Genomic DNA, 17,850 nt, shown 5'->3' on the forward strand with positions numbered 1-17,850 from the left:
AAAAACGATATTCGGGTGGGTTATTTTGTTATACCCTAAATTACCCTCTGAATTTGTTTTTAAATTTGGAGGGATTTTTTTATGTCCTTTTTTCGGGCAGTTATCTATCTGCTCATACGAAGCAAAATTTATCAATACATAGCATATCAGAGAACGGCAGGAAACCAGTTAAAAAAATTTCTGCCTATGCAACGGCACTTCCTGCCTTGAATGTAGAAGTACAATCTCCATACAACAGAATTAATATTTCCCATAACCGTAAAGGTCATAGAGCCTTTGCGGTTTTTCTTTTGTCGATTTTTGTTGGAAAGTGCCATAGGGCTATTAGTGGTGTTAGGTGTCGTTCGCCACCTCTCCATCTGGATTTTGAACATTTCAAAAATTCAGATGGGAGGTACTTACAGTGAAATACGCACCGAGAAAGGTATATATCAAGGAAAGCGGCAGATATGTGGAACTGTCCTATACGGATTTCTGCCGCCGCAGGGAATCCGACCAGACCTATATGGACAAGCTGTTTATCCCCATTCAAGGCTGTCTGCTTGAAGTCGTGAGGGAGCAATACACGGACTTCTACCGAGATAAGGAACGGTGGCGTTATCTGAAAAAATTAGATACGAAGAACAGCCTGCTTTCTCTGGATGGATTTACGGACAGCGAGGGGAAGCCTTTAGACTTTATCGCTGATGAAGCGGCAGACATTGCGGAAACCGTTGTCAATGCGGTTATGGTGGACAGGCTGAAAGCCGCCCTGCCTTTGCTGTCGGATAGTGAACAGGAATTGATACAGGCAATCTTTTTTGACGGACTTTCTGAGCGTGAAGTCGGGGCGAGGTTCGGCATAACCCAGAGCGTTGTGAACAAACGCAAAGCCAGAATCCTAAGAAAACTAAGAAAGATAATAGAAAATTAAAATTTAAGGCGTTCAGCCCCCTTGTTTTTTCCTTTGGGAAAATGAGGGGGTTTTTCTCTGCCCTCTCAATCAATTCTGATTGGAGGAAAAGAAGCATGGCATATAACCACGGACGGGAGGACAGGAAATGGCGTATCTGGAAAGAAGCGGAGGAAAAGCTGCTGCGTGAGTGCGGCGTTGATGAAGCGACCATTGAGCAGATACGCATTGCGGACAGGGCAGACTTCAATTCCAACAGGCGGTTTTACCGATGGACGAATGACATTGCGGAATACCTTGAGGACATGGCAGACAGGGAGCGGCAGACGGAAGTGGGTACGGTTGCGGAGTTACTGGACGAGATTGAGAGCGAAAATCTCTATCAAGTATTAGTCGCGGTGGACGGGCGTACCTTGAAAATCGTCCTGCTGAAAATGCAGGGGTATTCCACAAAGGAGATTGCCCCGCTCGTGCATTTGACGACTGGTGCCATCTATGCGAGGTTAGACCATCTGCGGAAGAAGCTACGAAAATTTTATAGCGTCTAAAACAGCCTGCCGTCCTGCGGGCTACTGGGTGAGGGATGGAAATCCCCTCACTTATTTTTTGCAGGAGGCAAGCGGGATGGCATACAGAGTTAAGGCGTACACGCTTCGGGAGGAATCCACGGAAAGCGGCACAAGGTATTTTATCAGCTTTAAGGACGGGCAGGGCAAATCCCACGAGTTGGAAGTGTCGGAACAGTTCTTTATGGAGTTTCGGCAGATGGAACGCAGGAACAGGAATCTCCTCCAATGGGACGAGCGGCACAGGGAGTTTTCGGAAGTATGGGACGAAACGCTGAACAGGCGGGCGTTGAAGCTGCCTAAGAGCATAGAGGAACAAATGATTGAGGCAGAACGGGCAGAACTGCTCTGTAAGGCGGTTGACGGACTGCCAGAGATACAAAGGCGGCGTTTCCTGCTCTACTACGAGTATGAGTTCAATTTTTACCAAATCGCCGCTATGGAGCATTGCACCGCTTCGGCAATACAGAAATCTGTTGCGATTGCAAAGGAGAAAGTAAAGGCGGAAATGAGGAAGTATCTCCAACCGTGACCGACACCGCCCGAAAAAGAAATCTGTTTTTTATTTGTGTGGGATTGGCGGCATTACATACTCTCACTTTTTCTTCGTGGGAGTAAATCTATTTTTAAGGAGGTCAACGCCTATGTGCAACGAAAACAAAAACACCGCCCGAAAGGAGGAAAGCCATGCAGAAGTTACAGACAGTCAACGCCGAAACGCTCCTTTATGAACCGCTTGAGAAGCCGTCCTTTGTGGTGGACAGCCTTATCCCCACAGGCTTGTCGCTGTTCTGCGGCTCACAGAAGATAGGAAAGAGCTGGCTCATGCTGAAGCTATGTTTATGCGTGTCGCAGGGACTTCCCTTGTGGGATATGCCGACAATGGAGGGCGACGTGCTTTACCTCTGCCTTGAGGACACGTTCTGCCGTATACAGGACAGGCTGTTCCGATTGACGAACGAAGCGAGCAGGCGGCTTCACTTTGCCGTGGCAAGCTGCAAGCTGTCAGACGGTCTTATCGTGCAGCTTGAAGATTATCTGAAAGATTACCCAAACAGCAGGCTTATTGTCATTGACACTTTGCAGAAAGTCCGTACAGCTTCAAAAGACAATGCCTACGCAAGCGACTATGGGGACATCTCACTAATCAAAGACTTTGCCGACAGGCATTCATTGGCGGTCATTGTCGTACACCACATCCGAAAGCAGAATGACAGCGATGTGTTCAACAAGGTGTCTGGGACGACAGGCTTAACGGGGAGTGCGGACGCTACCTTTGTTCTGGAAAAGGAGAAACGGGCATCCGACACCGCCAAGCTGTATGTGACGGGCAGGGACACGCCCTATCAGGAATACACGCTGCGTTTCCGTGATTGCAGTTGGGAACTTGTGGAGAGAAAAACGCAGGAGCAGCTTGCGAAAGAAACGATACCAGACGTCCTTTTTCGGTTGGTGGATTTTATGAGGGATAAGGAAGAATGGGCAGGCACGGCAACGGAGCTGTTAGCCGCTATGAGGGAAACGGAAACCATACCCACGGTGATTACGAAATGGCTCAATGAATACCGCACCACATTTTTAAATGAGAACCATATCGTTTATCAGTACAGCCGCAAAAAACACGGCAGGCAGATTTCGCTTGCAAAGCGGGCGGGTGACAGCGGTGACGGTGGTGACAGCGATATTGGGATACCCCCTGTTACTGTCATTGACGCTTAAAGCCGTGTAAAGCTGGCGACTCTGCCCTGCGGGTGACAGCGGTGACGGCGGTGACAGTGATTTTAGGATACCCTGCCGCTGTCATCCCTGCGGGAGAACACCCCGTAAACGCAAAGTGCAGGCGTAGGATTTACCCGCCCTTTTCGGCGTGTAAAACCACCCCTGCGGTCAGAAAAATCCTTCCGATTTTTCCGACTGCGTTTACAGGGTGTAACACACTACACTTTGCCCTGCAAAGTCGTGTGCCAGACGTTCCCTCTGGACTCCCTTATGGCAGGTCTTACGCCCTGCTTATCCTACGCTCCACGCTTCGGATAAAAGAATGGCAGCATGACGGTGACGGCTCTTGCGAGGGGGTATTCCAAAAACACCGTCATCATCGACATGACCGTCATGCAGGGAATAAGGGTGACAGTTGAGGCAGTCGGTAGGGGGTATCCCAAAACTGCTGTCACCGCCGTCACCGCTGTCACCCAAAGGGCAGTTTACCCGCCGAAGAAAGGAAGATGATGAATTATGCCCTATGCAATCCTGCGTTTCCAGAAACGCAAAGCGGGCGGCGTTGCGGCTTGCGAACGCCACAACGAGCGTAAAAAAGAAGCCTATAAAAGCAATCCAGATATAGATATGGAACGCTCGAAAGATAACTACCATCTTGTGAATCCGCCGAGGTACACCTACAAGAAAGAGATTAACCGCATGGTAGCCGAAGCAGGGTGCAGGACGAGGAAAGATAGCGTGATGATGGTGGAAACGCTTATCACGGCTTCGCCAGAATTTATGAACAGCCTGCCGCCCAAAGAACAGAAAGCGTATTTTACGATGGCTCTGGATTTCATTTCAGAGCGTGTCGGGGAGAAAAATATCCTCTCCGCAGTCGTCCACATGGACGAGAGAACGCCGCATATGCACCTCTGTTTTGTGCCGATTACACCAGACAATAAGCTGTCTGCCAAAACAATTTTAGGCAATCAAAAGAGCCTGTCCGAATGGCAGACCGCCTACCATGAGCGGATGTCCTCACGGTGGAATCAGCTTGAAAGAGGTCAGTCCTCAATGGAAACGAAGCGGAAACATGTCCCCACATGGCTCTATAAGTTGGGCGGCAGGCTTGATAAACAGTATGAGGAAATTGTGTCTGCACTGTCCGACATCAACGCCTTTAATGCAGGGAAGAAGCGTGACAAGGCTCTGGAACTGATTGCGGCATGGCTCCCAGACGTGGAGAAATTCTCAAAGGAAATCAGTAAGCAGAGTGCCTATATCAATAGCCTAAAGGAGCAAATCGGGCAGGAATCAGACTATGCGGGGCGTATGCGTGATGAAAAGTATGAGCAGGAACTAAAGGTGCAGAAAGCGAACCAGAAGATATTTGAGTTGCAGAGAACCAACGAGCAGATGGGGCGGCTGCTCTCAAAGATACCGCCCGAAGTGTTGGAAGAATTGCAGAAAAACCATAAAAGCAGAGCGAAAGAAAGGTAGATATGTGAATGAAGAAACAGGATTTTAAGGTGTTAAAGACCAAAGACTTGTACCCGTTTCCCGACAATCCGTTTCATGTGGCAGAGGATGAAACGCTGTCAGAATTAGCGGAAAGCATCAAGGAATTTGGCATTGTCACGCCGATAATCACACGCCCGAAAGAGGACGGGAACGGCTATGAAGTGATTGCAGGGCAGCGGCGTGTCCGTGCGTCTGAACTTGCAGGGATAAATACCGTGCCTGCGTTTGTCCTGCCCTTAGACCGTGACCGAGCCATCATCACCCTTGTAGACAGTAATTTACAGCGTGAGAATATCCTGCCATCAGAGCGGGCGTTTGCCTACAAGATGAAATCCGAAGCCATGAAGCGGCAGGGTTTCCGCACAGACTTAACCTCGTCACAAGTTGTGACGAAGTTGCGGACGGACGACAAGGTGGCACAGGGCTTCGGCGTAGGCAGGATGACCGTACAAAGATTTATCCGTTTGACGGAACTGATACCGCCGATTTTGCGGATGGTGGACGAGGGGAAAATCGCCCTCACGCCTGCGGTGGAACTGTCCTTTTTGAAGAAAGACGAGCAGGAAAACCTCTTTGCCACGATGGAGAGCGAAGAAGCAACGCCCTCACTCTCACAGGCACAGCGGATGAAAAGCCTAAGCCAGAGCGGGCGGCTTGACATGGATACGATATTTGCAATTATGACGGAGGAAAAGGGAAACCAGAAAGAAACCTTGAAAATCAACACAAGCAAGCTGAAAAAGTATTTTCCGAAGAACACAACGCCGAAGCAGATGGAGGAAACCATCATTAAACTTTTGGAGCGTGAATTGCAGAGGAAACGGGGCAGGGACAGCCGCTAATCTTCTCTTTTCGGGAGGTAAATGCAGAAAATTGAGGTATGAAGAATGAAAGAAATCCAGTATGAGATTGTAAAGGAAATCGCCGTATTGTCTAAGGGCGACAGCGGCTACACAAAAGAAATCAATCTTATCTCATGGAACGGAAGAGAGCCGAAATATGACATCCGCAGCTTTTCCCCGAACCGTGAGAAGTGCGGAAAGGGTATCACGTTGAACGCTGATGAAGCAGCAGCACTCCTTGAAGCATTACAGAAAGAAGTAAACAGCGGGGATTGATGGTATCTGATTGACAGGGCGGGGCGTTTCCAGACGTTCTCCTGCCCTGTCTGGAAAGGAAGATTTAAGTATGGGCGAGGATAAGAAAGCAGATAAAAAGAGAAAGCGTATCGTGCCGAAAGCACCAGTTCAGATGATAATCAGCCGTGAATATGTCGGCACGCAGACAGTCACAGAAGCGTTTATCCCGATTATTTCCGAGGATATTCGGAAGAAGATTGCCGAGGGCGACACCTTCGACAATGAGGGGCTGTCCGCTTAGAATGTACGCAATGGAACATGAAAACAGATAGGACAGATATGGAGGTTTTACAGTATGGCAGGAATAAGAATGGAGAACAAGATTTATGAAGTCGGCATGTACTGCCGCTTGTCAAAAGACGATGGCACGGATAACGAGAGTGCGAGCATTGCGACACAGAAATCCATCCTCACGGATTATGTGAAAAAGCAGGGATGGCACTTAGCAAAAACGTATGTGGACGACGGTTACTCTGGTACAAATTTCCAAAGACCAAGTTTCCAGAACATGATTAAGGACATTGAAAGCGGTCTGATAAACTGCGTTATCACGAAAGATTTATCTCGTCTGGGGAGGAACTATCTTGATTGCGGACTGTATCTGGAAGTGTTTTTCCCAGAGCATAATGTGAGGTATATAGCGGTCAATGACGGCGTGGACACGCTCAATAAATCCGCTATGGACATCACGCCTTTCCGCAACATCCTAAACGAAATGTATTCCGCCGATGTGTCGGTCAAGATAAAATCGGCGTACCGAGCGAGGTTTCAGCAGGGGAAATTCATGGGGACGACAGCACCATACGGTTACGTCAAAGACCCCGCCGACCACAACCATCTGCTGATAGATGACAAAGTTGCCCATGTGGTAAGGGAAATATTTGACCTTGCGTTAGCGGGCAACGGAATCGCCAAAATCCGCAAGCACATCAACAAACAGCATATCTTACGCCCCGCCGCTTATGCGGCGGAGCAGGGGGCAACAGGCTATGAGAGGTATTTTGAGGAGAATGAGGAGAACCGTTATATTTGGAGCGAGAACAGCGTAAGGGGCATTTTAAGAAGCCCGATATATGCGGGAAACCTTGCAGGCTACAAGCGGATTGCCGCCAACATGAAAAGCAAGAAACGCCCCTCTAAGCTGCCCGAAGAATGGGAAGTGATACCAGACACCCATGAGGGGATAGTCACGCAGGAGGAATTTGATACCGTACAGCAGCTTATTACAAGCCGCAGATTACCAGAAAACAAGGGCGGCTTTGAGAACATCTTTGCAGGCGTTATTAAGTGTGCGGACTGCGGCTATGCGATGCGGGCTATGAGTGCCAACAGGAGGAAACGCCCCGACATCATCGACTGCGTACAATATTCCTGCAATAATTATGGCAGATACGGTAATATCATGTGTACCGCACACAGCATTGAAGCGAGGGACTTGTTCAACGCTGTCCTCACCGACATCAACCGATTTGCGGATATGGCAGTCAATGATGAAAAGGCAGTGAGGGCGATTGAAAAGCGGCTCACGGAAACAGACCAGAGCAAGGCAAAGGCACTGGAAAAGGAGCAAAGAAAACTGAACAAACGCCTTGCAGAACTGGACAGGCTGTTTTCCTCACTCTATGAAGATAAGGTGATGGAGCGTATTACCGAGCGGAATTTTGAGATGATGTCGGGAAAATACCAGAAAGAACAGCTTGAAATTGAAGCAAGGCTGAAAGAGGTAACGGAAACGCTCAGCGACAGCTATGAGAAGACGCAGGGTGTCCGTGATTTCCTCTCCCTAATCCGCAACTATCAAGGCATTAAGGAACTGGACGCAACCATCATAAACGCACTTATAGACAAGATACTTGTTTCGGAACGTGAGAAACTTACAGACGGAATGGTGCGGCAGGAAATCAAGATTTATTATAAATTCATCGGCTTTGTCGGTGAATTACATATCACACCGACAAAGCGGTGGACTGCGTTAAAGCCTAAGAATTGTACGGTGTGCGGTGTTGAATATGTTCCCCGCTCTGGCATATCGAAGTATTGTCCTGCTTGTGCCAAGAAGATACAGAGGGAGAAATCAAACGAGAGCAAACGCAGGAGCAGGGAGCGAAACAGACAGGCATGTATTGAACTGTCCGCAAAAAATGACCGACTGATATTGAGCAGAGGGAAGGGCGTATCATACGCCAGGGAAATGATAATGAAGAAGTCAATATATACCGCTATATCACGAAAAAGACATTTGACAGTTACCTCTGGGGGATTGTAGAAAATAAGCAGAGGTTTATCAGCCAGATAATGACAGACAAAACGGTTGAAAGGGAATGTCAGGACGTAGACGAAACCATTTTATCCTTTGCGGAAATCAAGGCAATTGCGTCTGGGAATCCTATGATTATGGAAAAAACCGAGGTAGACACGGAAGTTTCGCGTCTGCAGGTCTTGAAGGCAAGCTATGAGAGCCAGCGCTATGTCCATCAGGATAATTTCCTTTTCAAATATCCAGAATTGATTAAGAAGACTGAGAACCGATTGTATGCTATGGAAAAAGATATCAGGAAACGTGACCAGGCACTCTGTATGGAGCCGGACTTTTTCGTTACTCTGAACGGCCTTAGATATGATGAACGTGAGGCGGCGGGCAGCGTTATCTTAGAGATGGCACATTCCCTTGAAAGTATGGAAAGCAGGACGGTGGGCAGCTATAAGGGGTTTGATGTAGTGGTAGAAAAAAAGTATTCTGACTGTATCATAAAGCTGAGTGGGGAACTGACTTATTCGGCAGATATGAGCAGCAGTGCTTCCGGAAATATGGTCCGTATGGAGAACCTGTTGGGGAGTTTGGAAAAGAGAGTTGCCGCACATAAAGAAAAACTGGAAGAGTACAAAAGAAATATGGAGGAATCTAAAAGGGAGTTTAATAAAGAATTCCCCTATGAATCGGAGTTGAAACAAAAACTAATCCGCCAGCAGGAAATCAATAACGAGCTGGAGATAAAAGATGAGGGAGAAGAACTGGTGGTAACAGAGGAACTCCCGGAACCGGCGATGTCCAGATAGAATTCATTAAAAAAGTAGAAGGAGACTAAATTATGAAATATACAGTAAATATTTATGAGGTATCAACAGAGAAAGATAAAAAACTGAGGGCATTTGCTGCGGTAACGTTCGGTGACAGATTTAAAGTAACCGGTATCACTATCAGGGAGGGAAGATCAGGGAATCTTTATGTGAGTATGCCGCAGTATCCAACGGGGGAAAAAGATGAACAGAATAAGCCGATATACAGTGATGTGTTTTTTCCAAAAACTACGGATTTCAGTACCGCATTAAGGGGAGAAATTCTGGAGGCGTACCAGGAACGTATGGGAGGGAAAAACGAAGTTGACCTCACTTATGGGGAGGAAGATTTTGACTATTATGTTCAGGTAGTAAACAACAGAGATTTGTCCAATACCACTAAGGCATATGCCAGACTTGTGATTGGTGATGTATTTGTAGTTAATCAGATTTCTGTCAAACGATCCTTTGCAGGAAATAACTTTGTGGCTATGCCTTCCCAGCGACGCATGGTTGAAGGAAAGGCGGAATATCAGGATATCTGCTATCCAGTGACAAAGGATTTTCATGACAGGCTGCAGGGAGATATTATGAGCCAGTTTGAGCAGAATAGGGAAAAACTGCGCTCTGCAAAGGAAAAAGCGAGGTGACTTATGGAGAAGAAAATCAATACTACAATAGGCCGTCTGGAGGAATTGGAAGAGGAAGAATGGGATGGCGAGAACTTCCTTTTTGAAACGGATGAGGAACATCAGGTCTGGCTGGACAAAAAACACTTGGTTATCCAGGAACTTGGCTTGCAAATACATAGCGGTGTCTGGTATGAAAAATATGAAGATGATGAGGACGACAGCTTTGAACCGGATTTTGATTTTTATATGTTTTTTGATGCCGGTACAAAGGAGTATCTGTACATGGAACAGGGAAGTTCCCTAATTACCTGCATTCATAATTTTACCGGGTTGAGCTGGGAAGAGATTGAAGGACGGGCGTGTGAGGTTATCCAGACAGATCGTGATATTCAAGTCGAAGAACAGACATTAATCTATCAATAGGAGGTGGTGAGCATAGAAATAAACATGGAACATGTAGGCTGGACATTGAAAGGAAGATGCCGGGAAGTGGCGGTGTCATTTGAACACGAATTTGCCGGTTCAGTCATATATGGAGAAACCATAAAAGAAGGGCGCTGGTTTTATACTCTTCCTTACCGGAAATCTGGCGGTGCAATTGAAGAACCAAACGCAGGCAACATTGATTACAATGGAAAAATAATTGGAAACGACCTTGGTAGTGCGGAATTGGGTGAGATATTTTCAAAATCTATATCTGAAGATTACGAAATGCTAAAGACTATCCAGAATATTGTCCAACAAATGGAATTGATAGAGGATATCTCCATAAATAAGATGGTATCAGGAGAAATTTATGGTTTTGAGGATGATGGCTGCCACTCTCTTATTATCTCTGCCTTATCAGAGGATATAATCTATTTTCTGCGGCTTGATCAGGACGGCAAAGACTATATTTTTGCAGATGATGAGGATGAAAAGGTTGAATGCTGGCCATTGAATTGTCTGCAAAGTATGGCGGAATATAAGCCGGAGGATTTCGGATATGATGCTGGAACCTTGCGGGGATTATATTATTATGCTGATACAGAAATTTATAATCTGCCAGAAAAACTTGTAGACTATGAAAAAACGGAGTTTGTTAGCGCAATGGAGTTTGCGGAGCGGTTAAAACTACAGATTCCAGATATTATCCGGCCAGGAGAAAAGAAAATTCGATAATGCGCAGAAATGATTTAGAATAAGCAGATGGAATATGGAGGAATAAGTGGTGGATAACAAAAAAGTAATCAATCAAACTAGATATGAGGCACTGATACAGGAGGGATTCCCAGAAGGGATATTGTGCGTATAGCAGAATTAATCAAGTATATACCAGCTATCTTGCAGGCGTTAATTCAAAACCCCCTTTTTATGCAAATAGTTACAATTATGACCTGATAGACACCAGAAGGACATGTGCCCTGCGTCTCTATGGTTATACACTGGGAGATTATGGAACCATAATAGACAGTAATGCATACAGATATGTGGAATTTTGGGCAGGCAGCGGAATGTAACAATAAAATCCGCTGAAAACAGGGCTGATAGTTTGTGCTTTTAGATTGTTCTTTTACTGTTGTTTGTAACTAAAAGTTAATGCATGTAATAAAATGGTGGTCTGTATATTTGAAGAACCGGATTGTATACTAAATTATAACAAATGTAACTATTAGTGAATGGTGGGATTAAATGAATACCAAGAGATTAGGTAGGAAAATCAGGGAAAAACGTAAACAGTGTGGATTGACAAGCCAGCAATTGGCTGATCTATGTCATGTACATGACGGCTATATCCGACAATTGGAAAGCGGGAAAAAGGTTCCCAGTATGCCATTGTTATTGAGCCTGTGTGATGAGTTGGAAACGTCCCCCAATTACCTCTTGGAATATGCAGAAGCAGGCGATGATAAGCAACTATTAAATCGCCTGTATAAGCTTAGTCCAGAACAAAAAAACACAATGATATGTATGCTGGACGCTTATATAACTTATGAAGAAAAGAAAAAGGGTGAGGAGGCATAATCTGTGTCTCTGTATATTTAGAATATTCTCAAGTAATTGGTTGATGATTATTAAAGGGAGCGCGTTATTGCGGCTCCCTTTTGCATTTTGTTTTGTTAATGGAACGAGCCAAAGTTTGACAAATTACGAAATAACAAGTAACATAAAAGTCTAAATAATAGCTTTTTTGTGGAGGGTTAATTTGATAGATGAGATAAAAAAATATGTTAAGGAAATATTAATGATAGTCGAATTTGAAATATGGGAAAGAAACAGGGAGAAGCACATGATTCTCCAGACAAGAAATATACAGAATAACATGACAATGTTACCATATGAAAGCGACTTCCTGTGTTTAATCCACGATTATTGTAAAATGAATAGAATTTATATAAATGAAATAAAAATATATAGTAATGTAAGACTTTATGTTTTTAAAATATATTTAAAGAATAATATGGATATAATAGCCTTTCCAGTGGAAATAACAAAACATGAACTTATTTTAAGGCGTGAACAGCAAGAACCAGATGGTTTTCATTCTGTGGTGGATAAAGAAATTAAGATACGTTTATGTGATATTAAAATAATAAAAGTGATTCATGATTGTGATGATGTTGATGTTGGAAATCTGGAATTATCAAAACCAATGTATGGATATAAGGCTATACCTGAAATAAATGGGCGTTTGAAAACAAAAGGCTGTGAATATCGACTCAATATACCATGTATAGTAAAAGTAAGAAATCCATATGTTACAGATTTTCAGGATTGCTATTTACATTTTTGTACAACAATAGAGGGCGTAGCATTGTGTCCAGGCAGAACGGAATATTTAGAATCCATAAAAAACTATAAAAGAGGATCATTATCTGCAATAAGACTTTTTCAAGTGAAAGCAGAGGGACATTGTGTTCAATATAGCGGTGATTGGTGGGTCACAAATAAATTAACTGTAATAAAGGAAGTTACTAAAGAAGACATTTATTCATATTTTATGAACAATTCTTTTATAAAAGCAAAGGTTATGAAACACTTAAAGTTAAATCATGATTTTTGGGACGGTTTTCTTAAATCAGAAATCCCTCCATTTATCGAATCGGAAACGGATATGATGTGAAAAAATACAACAATCTTTTAATGCAATAAATTAAAATAAATTTTAGGGTGGGTGTCCGGACAAAATGATGTAAATTGTTACTTTGGCAAACGCCGCATGAACACTTCACTATGTTCATGTGGCGTTTTCTTTTGTGTATGTATCTTACGTAAAAAGCTCGTATTTTATTTCGTTTTCTCAAAGGTAATGCGGATGCATTCTGTACTTTTGGAAGACGCAGTGACTGTATATGGTGGCAAAGCAAGTTCCATACTATCAGATATAGGAAAAGGTGTACCTGATGCGTCCATGAGAAGTACATCGTATTTGTTCTCACTCCATATCTTTACACAATCCGTACATAGATATTTTGATATAAGAGATTCATCTGGCTGGGAGTCAGCCTGCATATATATATCTGCACGATAGCTCTCGGAGGTAATGGGTGAGGTTATAATCATAGTTCCGTTCTCGGAAGAGGTGATTGTGACACTATGATTTCCCTCCCAACTTCCTTTTGGAATAGTACTAACGGATCGTGAGTTTAAGTTTATTACACCAAATGCAGACTCATACGAGATATACGATTGGAGTTTACCCGAACAAATCCAGCATTCGGATTTGGAAACTGGACGGTGTACAATAAGCAATACAAAAGTAATAATAAAAAGAATACTAACAAGAGAAGCAATACAGAGCCGTTTTAGTTTGCGCTTTTTTCGGCAGCGCGCTATAGCCTGAGTGAATTGTTCCCATTCTTTTATATGCCGATAGTATGCAGGTTCAAGCCGGGCCCAAAGTTGCTCATACTGTTTGTCTTCAGTAAGATAGGGTAAAGGAAAGAATTCTTTACAAACATCCAGTAAATCAGAGATATCTTCATCACTTACATCACTTTGCGATAGAAAAAGTTGATTTGTTTCAAAGAACGCCTTCTCGACCTGGGAAGAATCGAAATTACCTTCTAGTGCTGTTAAAAATTTTGAAGCCAGCCTCATAGTATTTTCCTCCGAAATGTTATCTAAAAGTTTATTTTCGTATCTATAAGATAACGTTTATTCATATGGATGTCTAGTAAAACTAATCTACAAATGTTCCCTGAAATAGACAATCTTTTTATATACAAATGAAACTGAGATATAACATGTGTCATATTTTGGTGGACTGTTGCGGAGGGGAAAGTGGAATTATACTAGAAGATAACAAAAGTAGCTAATGGTAATATGCATATAGATGGTGAGGTGTGATGTGGACCCAAAAGAATTCGGTGCTAAGTTGAGAGGTAAAAGAAAAGAATGCAAATTGTCATACCAGGAATTGGCTGAAAGGTGTCATGTAAACCATGGATATATCAGGCAGTTGGAAGCTGGCAATAAGCTTCCCAGCGTTTCGCTTTTATTCATTATATGTGATGTTTTAGGTACATCCCCCAATTATCTGTTTGGATATACGGAGGATAATGCTGATAAGGAATTGCTGGAACGTATATATCAATTAACGCCAGAGCAAAAGCGGGTGATGCTTTGTATTTTGGACGCTTATTTAAGCTTAGAAAAGATAGAAACAGAAAGTTAAAGCTGGACAAGAGGCATCTCTGATCTTTGAGATGTCTCTTGTTTTGTGTGCCAAGCATGGCACTAATCTTGCTGGTGAAAGTCCAGCCACGGGTTTTTACCGCCAAGTGTAGCGAATCACAAGTCGGTATCAGTAATGATATAGATGGAGGAAGTGGTGTAGCAAAGTTCTTGAGCCTACGAACAGAAACTTGATAAGGCGATTAGGTGGGGAAGGCTGCAAACCAAGCCGAAGCCCAAATGGTAAACGTAAACCGAAGTTGTAAATCAAGAGGTTGTGGAATGAAAGATTAGTGTCTTACCTTGGGAGACCCTACCCACATATCGTAAGATATGGTCGAAAAAGGTTTGGGGAGGGAGTCAGATGAAGTCATAGTAGGGGTAAAAGCCGAAGGACTGAAACGATTTATAGTACGAATCGTTATTAAAAGAATGATGCATTAGCCAGAAATCAGATGGACTGGAAAAGTAGGAACGTAACCGAGGAATACTGTCTGGATCGAGAGGGGTGATGTGCATAAATTTTGTGATAATAAGAGGAGTAACAACAATGGAATTAATAGATGTGATTACATCAAAGGAAAATCTAAACAGAGCTTATAAGAAAGTAGCAGCGAATAAAGGGGCAGGTGGAGTTGACGGAATGAAAGTCGGGGAACTTGGTGCATACATCAAAGGAAACAAAGACGAAATTGTTCAATCAATCAGAAACCGAACCTATATGCCCAAACCAGTACGAAGAGTTTATATTCCGAAAGATAATGGAAAAATGAGGCCATTGGGGATTCCAACGGTTTTAGATAGAGTAATACAACAAGCGATTGCTCAGCCAATTATAGATATTTATGAAGAAATATTCAGTGAATTTAGCTATGGTTTCAGACCTGGAAGAAGTTGTCATGATGCCATAAAACAAGCACTGGAGTATCTGAACGAGGGATATGAATGGGTGATAGACATAGATATAGAGCAATTCTTTGATAAAGTAAATCATGACAAATTAATTCAAATTCTTAGAGAGCAAGTGAATGACAGTACCACATTGCACCTGATTCGGAAATATCTGAAAGCAGGAGCAATGGAAAAAGGGCTGGAAAAAGCAGCAATAAGCGGAGTGCCACAAGGTGGTCCCCTGTCTGTTGTGCTGTCAAACGTATATCTTGATAAATTAGATAAGGAACTGGAACAAAGGGGACTTCGGTTTACGAGGTACGCAGATGACACAATAGTATTCACTAAAAGTGAAAAAGCAGCCAACAGAGTAATGAAATCCATAACAGAATGGATAGAAAGAAAGCTGTTCCTAAAAGTTAATGTTACAAAAACGAAAGTAGTCAGACCAACAAGAAGTAAGTATCTTGGCTTCACTTTTCTCAAACATGGAGGGGAATGGAAAGTAAAACCCACAACAGGAAAGAAAAAGAAACTGAAACAGAAGCTAAGTGAATACCTTAAAAGAAATAAAGCGATTGCACGACCGCTGGCTGAAACAATAAAACGAGTGAATGAAATAGCGAGAGGGTGGATTAATTATTTCAGAATCGGAATGATGAAACAATTTATGGAAGAGTTTGGAGCATGGCTAAGGCACAAGATGAGGGTGATTGTTCTAAAACAATGGAAAGTGCCTAAGAGAATATACAAAAATCTGTGCTATTTAAACCAGAAATATAAGTGTGGATTTGACCATGAAGCCATATATAAGGTAGCAAACTCAAGGCTCGGTTGGTATAGACGAAGCGGAATGAATGTTGTTAATTATATAATCAGTCCGGAAGTACTGGAAACAAGAATAAAGGACGGAGCAGGACTGCTCAATCCTTTAAACTATTATCTAAGAAATGTTGGAATATAGGTTGTAGAGCCGTATACGAGACCCGTACGTACGGTTCAATGAGAGGGAAATAACACTCGCTGTTATTTCTCTACTCTATTCGATGGGATATGGTTCGAGTAAACGAGAAAAAATGTCTATTAAATCAAAAAATGTTGACATAGAAAAAGGCATGCTCTATAATAGCACATATTTTTATGGTAAACCGTTGAGTGGAGGAGTCGCGCTGATTATAGAGAGCTACTGGTGGTGTGATGGCAGCATTTTAAATCAATGTGAATGGGCTTGCGAGATGAAAGTGAAAAAATGATAGGTAATAATTTTAAACGTGTATTGCGATGAAAAATCGTAGTATGGGGACACTCGATAAACGGTAAACAGGAGACAAACATATGAAGGATCATACATGTTCAATAACAGAGAACATTAGAAGGGCACGCGAAGAAAGAGGTCTGACCCAGGAAGCCCTGGCCGAATTGGCCGGAATATCACATAGCCATCTGAGTAAGGTAGAATCTGGCTCCAGGACAATCGGCATGAAAACATATATAAAAATACTGGAAGCTTTAGAGGTTGTTCCTGTTTTGGTATCTGAAGCAGATGGGACGGAAAAGAGCATAGAACTATTGTCACGTTTCTTATGTATCTTAAAGGAATGTCCGGAGTTGGAACTTCAGTTTTACTTAGACACAATTGAGTCGATGAAAGGCAGTTTAAGCAAAATAGCCCTTTCAAATAATGACAATGATGATAAAGTTGCGTGAGTATAAATTTACGGCATTAGTTGAAAATAGAATATGTTTTGTAAGAGAGCTGCCATCTACAGGCAGTTCTTTTTTTCTGGATTTATGTCGGAAAATCTGAAATGGCAAATTATACGCTAGAATTGGATGATATTGGTCTTTACAGTCCGTTCTCAAACAGGAAATCATCATGTAAAATACATTCAAACTTAAAAAGGAGTATGGTACGAAGATGGTTAACAATTTTAATATTGCTCAAAACATTCGTACTTTAAGAGAAGAAAGAGGATATACAATAGAGAAGCTTGCAGAACGGGCAGGGGTGTCTGCAAATCATATGAGTAAAGTTGAAAACGGTTTGAGAAATTTAAGTATGGAATCCTACTTGAATGTATTGGAGGCATTGAACGTATACCCTGTATTGATAGAATCTTCAGATATTGGTGACACGAAGGAACAGTACATATTGGCCTTTATAAATATCATAAAAGGCTGTTCAGGGAGAGAAGCGAGTTTTTTACTGGAGACTGCTGCTTGTATTAAAGAAAACATGAATAAAGCCGGATTTACCCTTCGTGATGGAACCGGGAGATGATAGATACAACCATTTCATAAGGTCTGTATTGAGTATGACACTTTTGGCGTTTGTGAAATATCGTTAAGAAGATGTAAAGAAAATCATTGTCCCGGGAGGTATAGAGAAATGCTTACGATTGAAGAGCTGGATGCTTTCCAACAGATAAAGTTGGATGAGGTTGATATTGATACGCTGGTGGATTTGAATAGTGTAAAAATAGATACCTCTTTACCATGTGAGAAGAGAATGAGAAAAATACTGGACGAAGGAGTAAATCCCTACCTGTTCCGCGTGGGGGACATGAAGATAAAGGTATCTTATTCAAGTACGGGCAGGACCTTATCCGACATAATTGAAAATTTGATAGAAAAAGCAGAGTGTTGATTGAGATTCGCAAAAGAGAAAAAAAGAAGGTGATAAATGGTTAGATAGGTGTGGACAACTGGAATGAATCATGGTAAAATAAAAGCGGAATAGAACTAAACATTTAAGCAGGTTCCTGCTACTTATTTGATGTATGACCCAGGGTTCA

At 42.8% G+C, this 17,850-nt stretch carries 22 protein-coding genes; 21 read left to right on the plus strand and 1 reads right to left on the minus strand.

Going from position 1 to position 17,850, the window contains the following annotated elements:
• Positions 1–403 precede the first annotated feature (403 nt).
• The 16 genes from MCJ35_RS01545 to MCJ35_RS01620 all read left to right on the plus strand — a co-directional run bounded on the left by MCJ35_RS01545 (position 404) and on the right by MCJ35_RS01620 (position 12,611).
• Positions 404–913 carry a sigma-70 family RNA polymerase sigma factor gene (locus tag MCJ35_RS01545; RefSeq protein WP_002596252.1) on the plus strand — a complete coding sequence of 170 codons (510 nt, stop codon included), beginning with the start codon at positions 404–406 and terminating at the stop codon, positions 911–913.
• Between the two features lie 95 nt (positions 914–1,008).
• On the plus strand, positions 1,009–1,440 hold the full coding sequence (locus MCJ35_RS01550) for an RNA polymerase sigma factor (RefSeq protein WP_002596253.1): 432 nt from the start codon (positions 1,009–1,011) through the stop codon (positions 1,438–1,440).
• A 76-nt stretch (positions 1,441–1,516) separates the two neighbouring features.
• Positions 1,517–1,990, plus strand: a complete 474-nt coding sequence (locus MCJ35_RS01555) for an RNA polymerase sigma factor (RefSeq protein ID WP_002596254.1) — start codon at positions 1,517–1,519, stop codon at positions 1,988–1,990.
• A 155-nt stretch (positions 1,991–2,145) separates the two neighbouring features.
• Entirely contained in the window at positions 2,146–3,177 is a 1,032-nt protein-coding gene (locus MCJ35_RS01560; protein ID WP_002596255.1) for an AAA family ATPase, read from the plus strand.
• Positions 3,178–3,507: 330 nt separating this feature from the next.
• Positions 3,508–3,687 carry a hypothetical protein gene (locus MCJ35_RS01565; RefSeq protein WP_004613323.1) on the plus strand — a complete coding sequence of 60 codons (180 nt, stop codon included), beginning with the start codon at positions 3,508–3,510 and terminating at the stop codon, positions 3,685–3,687.
• A gap of 6 nt (positions 3,688–3,693) precedes the next feature.
• Positions 3,694–4,659, plus strand: coding sequence for a MobV family relaxase (mobV, locus tag MCJ35_RS01570; RefSeq protein WP_002596256.1), 966 nt, complete (start codon positions 3,694–3,696; stop codon positions 4,657–4,659).
• A gap of 8 nt (positions 4,660–4,667) precedes the next feature.
• Positions 4,668–5,522, plus strand: a complete 855-nt coding sequence (locus tag MCJ35_RS01575) for a ParB/RepB/Spo0J family partition protein (protein WP_002596257.1) — start codon at positions 4,668–4,670, stop codon at positions 5,520–5,522.
• 45 nt (positions 5,523–5,567) lie between these two features.
• Complete coding sequence (locus tag MCJ35_RS01580) at positions 5,568–5,798, plus strand: YdbC family protein (protein ID WP_002596258.1); 231 nt, start codon at positions 5,568–5,570, stop codon at positions 5,796–5,798.
• Positions 5,799–5,868: 70 nt separating this feature from the next.
• Entirely contained in the window at positions 5,869–6,060 is a 192-nt protein-coding gene (locus MCJ35_RS01585; RefSeq protein ID WP_002596259.1) for a hypothetical protein, read from the plus strand.
• A 54-nt stretch (positions 6,061–6,114) separates the two neighbouring features.
• Complete coding sequence (locus MCJ35_RS01590; RefSeq protein ID WP_006567773.1) at positions 6,115–8,085, plus strand: recombinase family protein; 1,971 nt, start codon at positions 6,115–6,117, stop codon at positions 8,083–8,085.
• Between the two features lie 128 nt (positions 8,086–8,213).
• The gene (locus MCJ35_RS01595; protein ID WP_155858395.1) at positions 8,214–8,876 is read left to right on the plus strand and encodes a hypothetical protein; all 663 of its coding nucleotides are present in this window, start codon (positions 8,214–8,216) and stop codon (positions 8,874–8,876) included.
• A gap of 32 nt (positions 8,877–8,908) precedes the next feature.
• The gene (locus MCJ35_RS01600; protein WP_006567771.1) at positions 8,909–9,526 is read left to right on the plus strand and encodes a septation protein SpoVG family protein; all 618 of its coding nucleotides are present in this window, start codon (positions 8,909–8,911) and stop codon (positions 9,524–9,526) included.
• Between the two features lie 3 nt (positions 9,527–9,529).
• Positions 9,530–9,931, plus strand: a complete 402-nt coding sequence (locus MCJ35_RS01605; RefSeq protein ID WP_006567770.1) for a hypothetical protein — start codon at positions 9,530–9,532, stop codon at positions 9,929–9,931.
• A gap of 6 nt (positions 9,932–9,937) precedes the next feature.
• Positions 9,938–10,669: a hypothetical protein gene (locus MCJ35_RS01610; protein WP_141709597.1), complete on the plus strand. Its 732-nt coding sequence runs from the start codon at positions 9,938–9,940 to the stop codon at positions 10,667–10,669.
• Between the two features lie 510 nt (positions 10,670–11,179).
• The gene (locus MCJ35_RS01615) at positions 11,180–11,512 is read left to right on the plus strand and encodes a helix-turn-helix domain-containing protein (RefSeq protein WP_006567768.1); all 333 of its coding nucleotides are present in this window, start codon (positions 11,180–11,182) and stop codon (positions 11,510–11,512) included.
• Between the two features lie 181 nt (positions 11,513–11,693).
• The gene (locus tag MCJ35_RS01620) at positions 11,694–12,611 is read left to right on the plus strand and encodes a hypothetical protein (protein WP_008724762.1); all 918 of its coding nucleotides are present in this window, start codon (positions 11,694–11,696) and stop codon (positions 12,609–12,611) included.
• A 164-nt stretch (positions 12,612–12,775) separates the two neighbouring features.
• On the opposite strand, the gene MCJ35_RS01625 is transcribed toward MCJ35_RS01620, so the two are convergent.
• Positions 12,776–13,588 carry a hypothetical protein gene (locus MCJ35_RS01625; protein ID WP_008724765.1) on the minus strand — a complete coding sequence of 271 codons (813 nt, stop codon included), beginning with the start codon at positions 13,586–13,588 and terminating at the stop codon, positions 12,776–12,778.
• Between the two features lie 250 nt (positions 13,589–13,838).
• On the opposite strand from MCJ35_RS01625, the gene MCJ35_RS01630 reads away from it, so the two are divergent.
• The 5 genes from MCJ35_RS01630 to MCJ35_RS01650 all read left to right on the plus strand — a co-directional run bounded on the left by MCJ35_RS01630 (position 13,839) and on the right by MCJ35_RS01650 (position 17,702).
• A complete protein-coding gene (locus MCJ35_RS01630) occupies positions 13,839–14,165 on the plus strand; it encodes a helix-turn-helix domain-containing protein (protein WP_233458272.1) in 327 nt (108 codons plus the stop codon).
• 549 nt (positions 14,166–14,714) lie between these two features.
• Positions 14,715–16,019, plus strand: coding sequence for a group II intron reverse transcriptase/maturase (ltrA, locus tag MCJ35_RS01635; protein WP_024739147.1), 1,305 nt, complete (start codon positions 14,715–14,717; stop codon positions 16,017–16,019).
• A gap of 371 nt (positions 16,020–16,390) precedes the next feature.
• A complete protein-coding gene (locus MCJ35_RS01640) occupies positions 16,391–16,762 on the plus strand; it encodes a helix-turn-helix domain-containing protein (RefSeq protein ID WP_006567762.1) in 372 nt (123 codons plus the stop codon).
• Positions 16,763–16,973: 211 nt separating this feature from the next.
• Entirely contained in the window at positions 16,974–17,336 is a 363-nt protein-coding gene (locus MCJ35_RS01645) for a helix-turn-helix domain-containing protein (protein WP_006567761.1), read from the plus strand.
• Positions 17,337–17,444: 108 nt separating this feature from the next.
• A complete protein-coding gene (locus MCJ35_RS01650; RefSeq protein ID WP_006567760.1) occupies positions 17,445–17,702 on the plus strand; it encodes a DUF6870 family protein in 258 nt (85 codons plus the stop codon).
• Positions 17,703–17,850: the final 148 nt, after the last annotated feature.

This window comes from Enterocloster sp. OA13 (assembly GCF_022440595.1).
Classification (GTDB): Bacteria; Bacillota; Clostridia; order Lachnospirales; family Lachnospiraceae; genus Enterocloster; species Enterocloster hominis.

Excerpts from the sequence above, each read along its gene's own strand:
- MCJ35_RS01595 (WP_155858395.1), top strand. The coding sequence starts at position 8,214 with ATGGAAAAAACCGAGGTAGACACGGAAGTTTCGCGTCTGCAGGTCTTG.
- MCJ35_RS01585 (WP_002596259.1), top strand. The coding sequence starts at position 5,869 with ATGGGCGAGGATAAGAAAGCAGATAAAAAGAGAAAGCGTATCGTGCCG.
- MCJ35_RS01575 (WP_002596257.1), top strand. The coding sequence starts at position 4,668 with ATGAAGAAACAGGATTTTAAGGTGTTAAAGACCAAAGACTTGTACCCG.
- MCJ35_RS01555 (WP_002596254.1), top strand. The coding sequence starts at position 1,517 with ATGGCATACAGAGTTAAGGCGTACACGCTTCGGGAGGAATCCACGGAA.
- mobV (WP_002596256.1), top strand. The coding sequence starts at position 3,694 with ATGCCCTATGCAATCCTGCGTTTCCAGAAACGCAAAGCGGGCGGCGTT.
- MCJ35_RS01580 (WP_002596258.1), top strand. The coding sequence starts at position 5,568 with ATGAAAGAAATCCAGTATGAGATTGTAAAGGAAATCGCCGTATTGTCT.
- MCJ35_RS01600 (WP_006567771.1), top strand. The coding sequence starts at position 8,909 with ATGAAATATACAGTAAATATTTATGAGGTATCAACAGAGAAAGATAAA.
- MCJ35_RS01565 (WP_004613323.1), top strand. The coding sequence starts at position 3,508 with ATGACGGTGACGGCTCTTGCGAGGGGGTATTCCAAAAACACCGTCATC.
- MCJ35_RS01615 (WP_006567768.1), top strand. The coding sequence starts at position 11,180 with ATGAATACCAAGAGATTAGGTAGGAAAATCAGGGAAAAACGTAAACAG.
- MCJ35_RS01645 (WP_006567761.1), top strand. The coding sequence starts at position 16,974 with ATGGTTAACAATTTTAATATTGCTCAAAACATTCGTACTTTAAGAGAA.
- MCJ35_RS01625 (WP_008724765.1), bottom strand. The coding sequence starts at position 13,588 with ATGAGGCTGGCTTCAAAATTTTTAACAGCACTAGAAGGTAATTTCGAT.
- ltrA (WP_024739147.1), top strand. The coding sequence starts at position 14,715 with ATGGAATTAATAGATGTGATTACATCAAAGGAAAATCTAAACAGAGCT.
- MCJ35_RS01605 (WP_006567770.1), top strand. The coding sequence starts at position 9,530 with ATGGAGAAGAAAATCAATACTACAATAGGCCGTCTGGAGGAATTGGAA.
- MCJ35_RS01550 (WP_002596253.1), top strand. The coding sequence starts at position 1,009 with ATGGCATATAACCACGGACGGGAGGACAGGAAATGGCGTATCTGGAAA.
- MCJ35_RS01560 (WP_002596255.1), top strand. The coding sequence starts at position 2,146 with ATGCAGAAGTTACAGACAGTCAACGCCGAAACGCTCCTTTATGAACCG.
- MCJ35_RS01640 (WP_006567762.1), top strand. The coding sequence starts at position 16,391 with ATGAAGGATCATACATGTTCAATAACAGAGAACATTAGAAGGGCACGC.
- MCJ35_RS01590 (WP_006567773.1), top strand. The coding sequence starts at position 6,115 with ATGGCAGGAATAAGAATGGAGAACAAGATTTATGAAGTCGGCATGTAC.
- MCJ35_RS01650 (WP_006567760.1), top strand. The coding sequence starts at position 17,445 with ATGCTTACGATTGAAGAGCTGGATGCTTTCCAACAGATAAAGTTGGAT.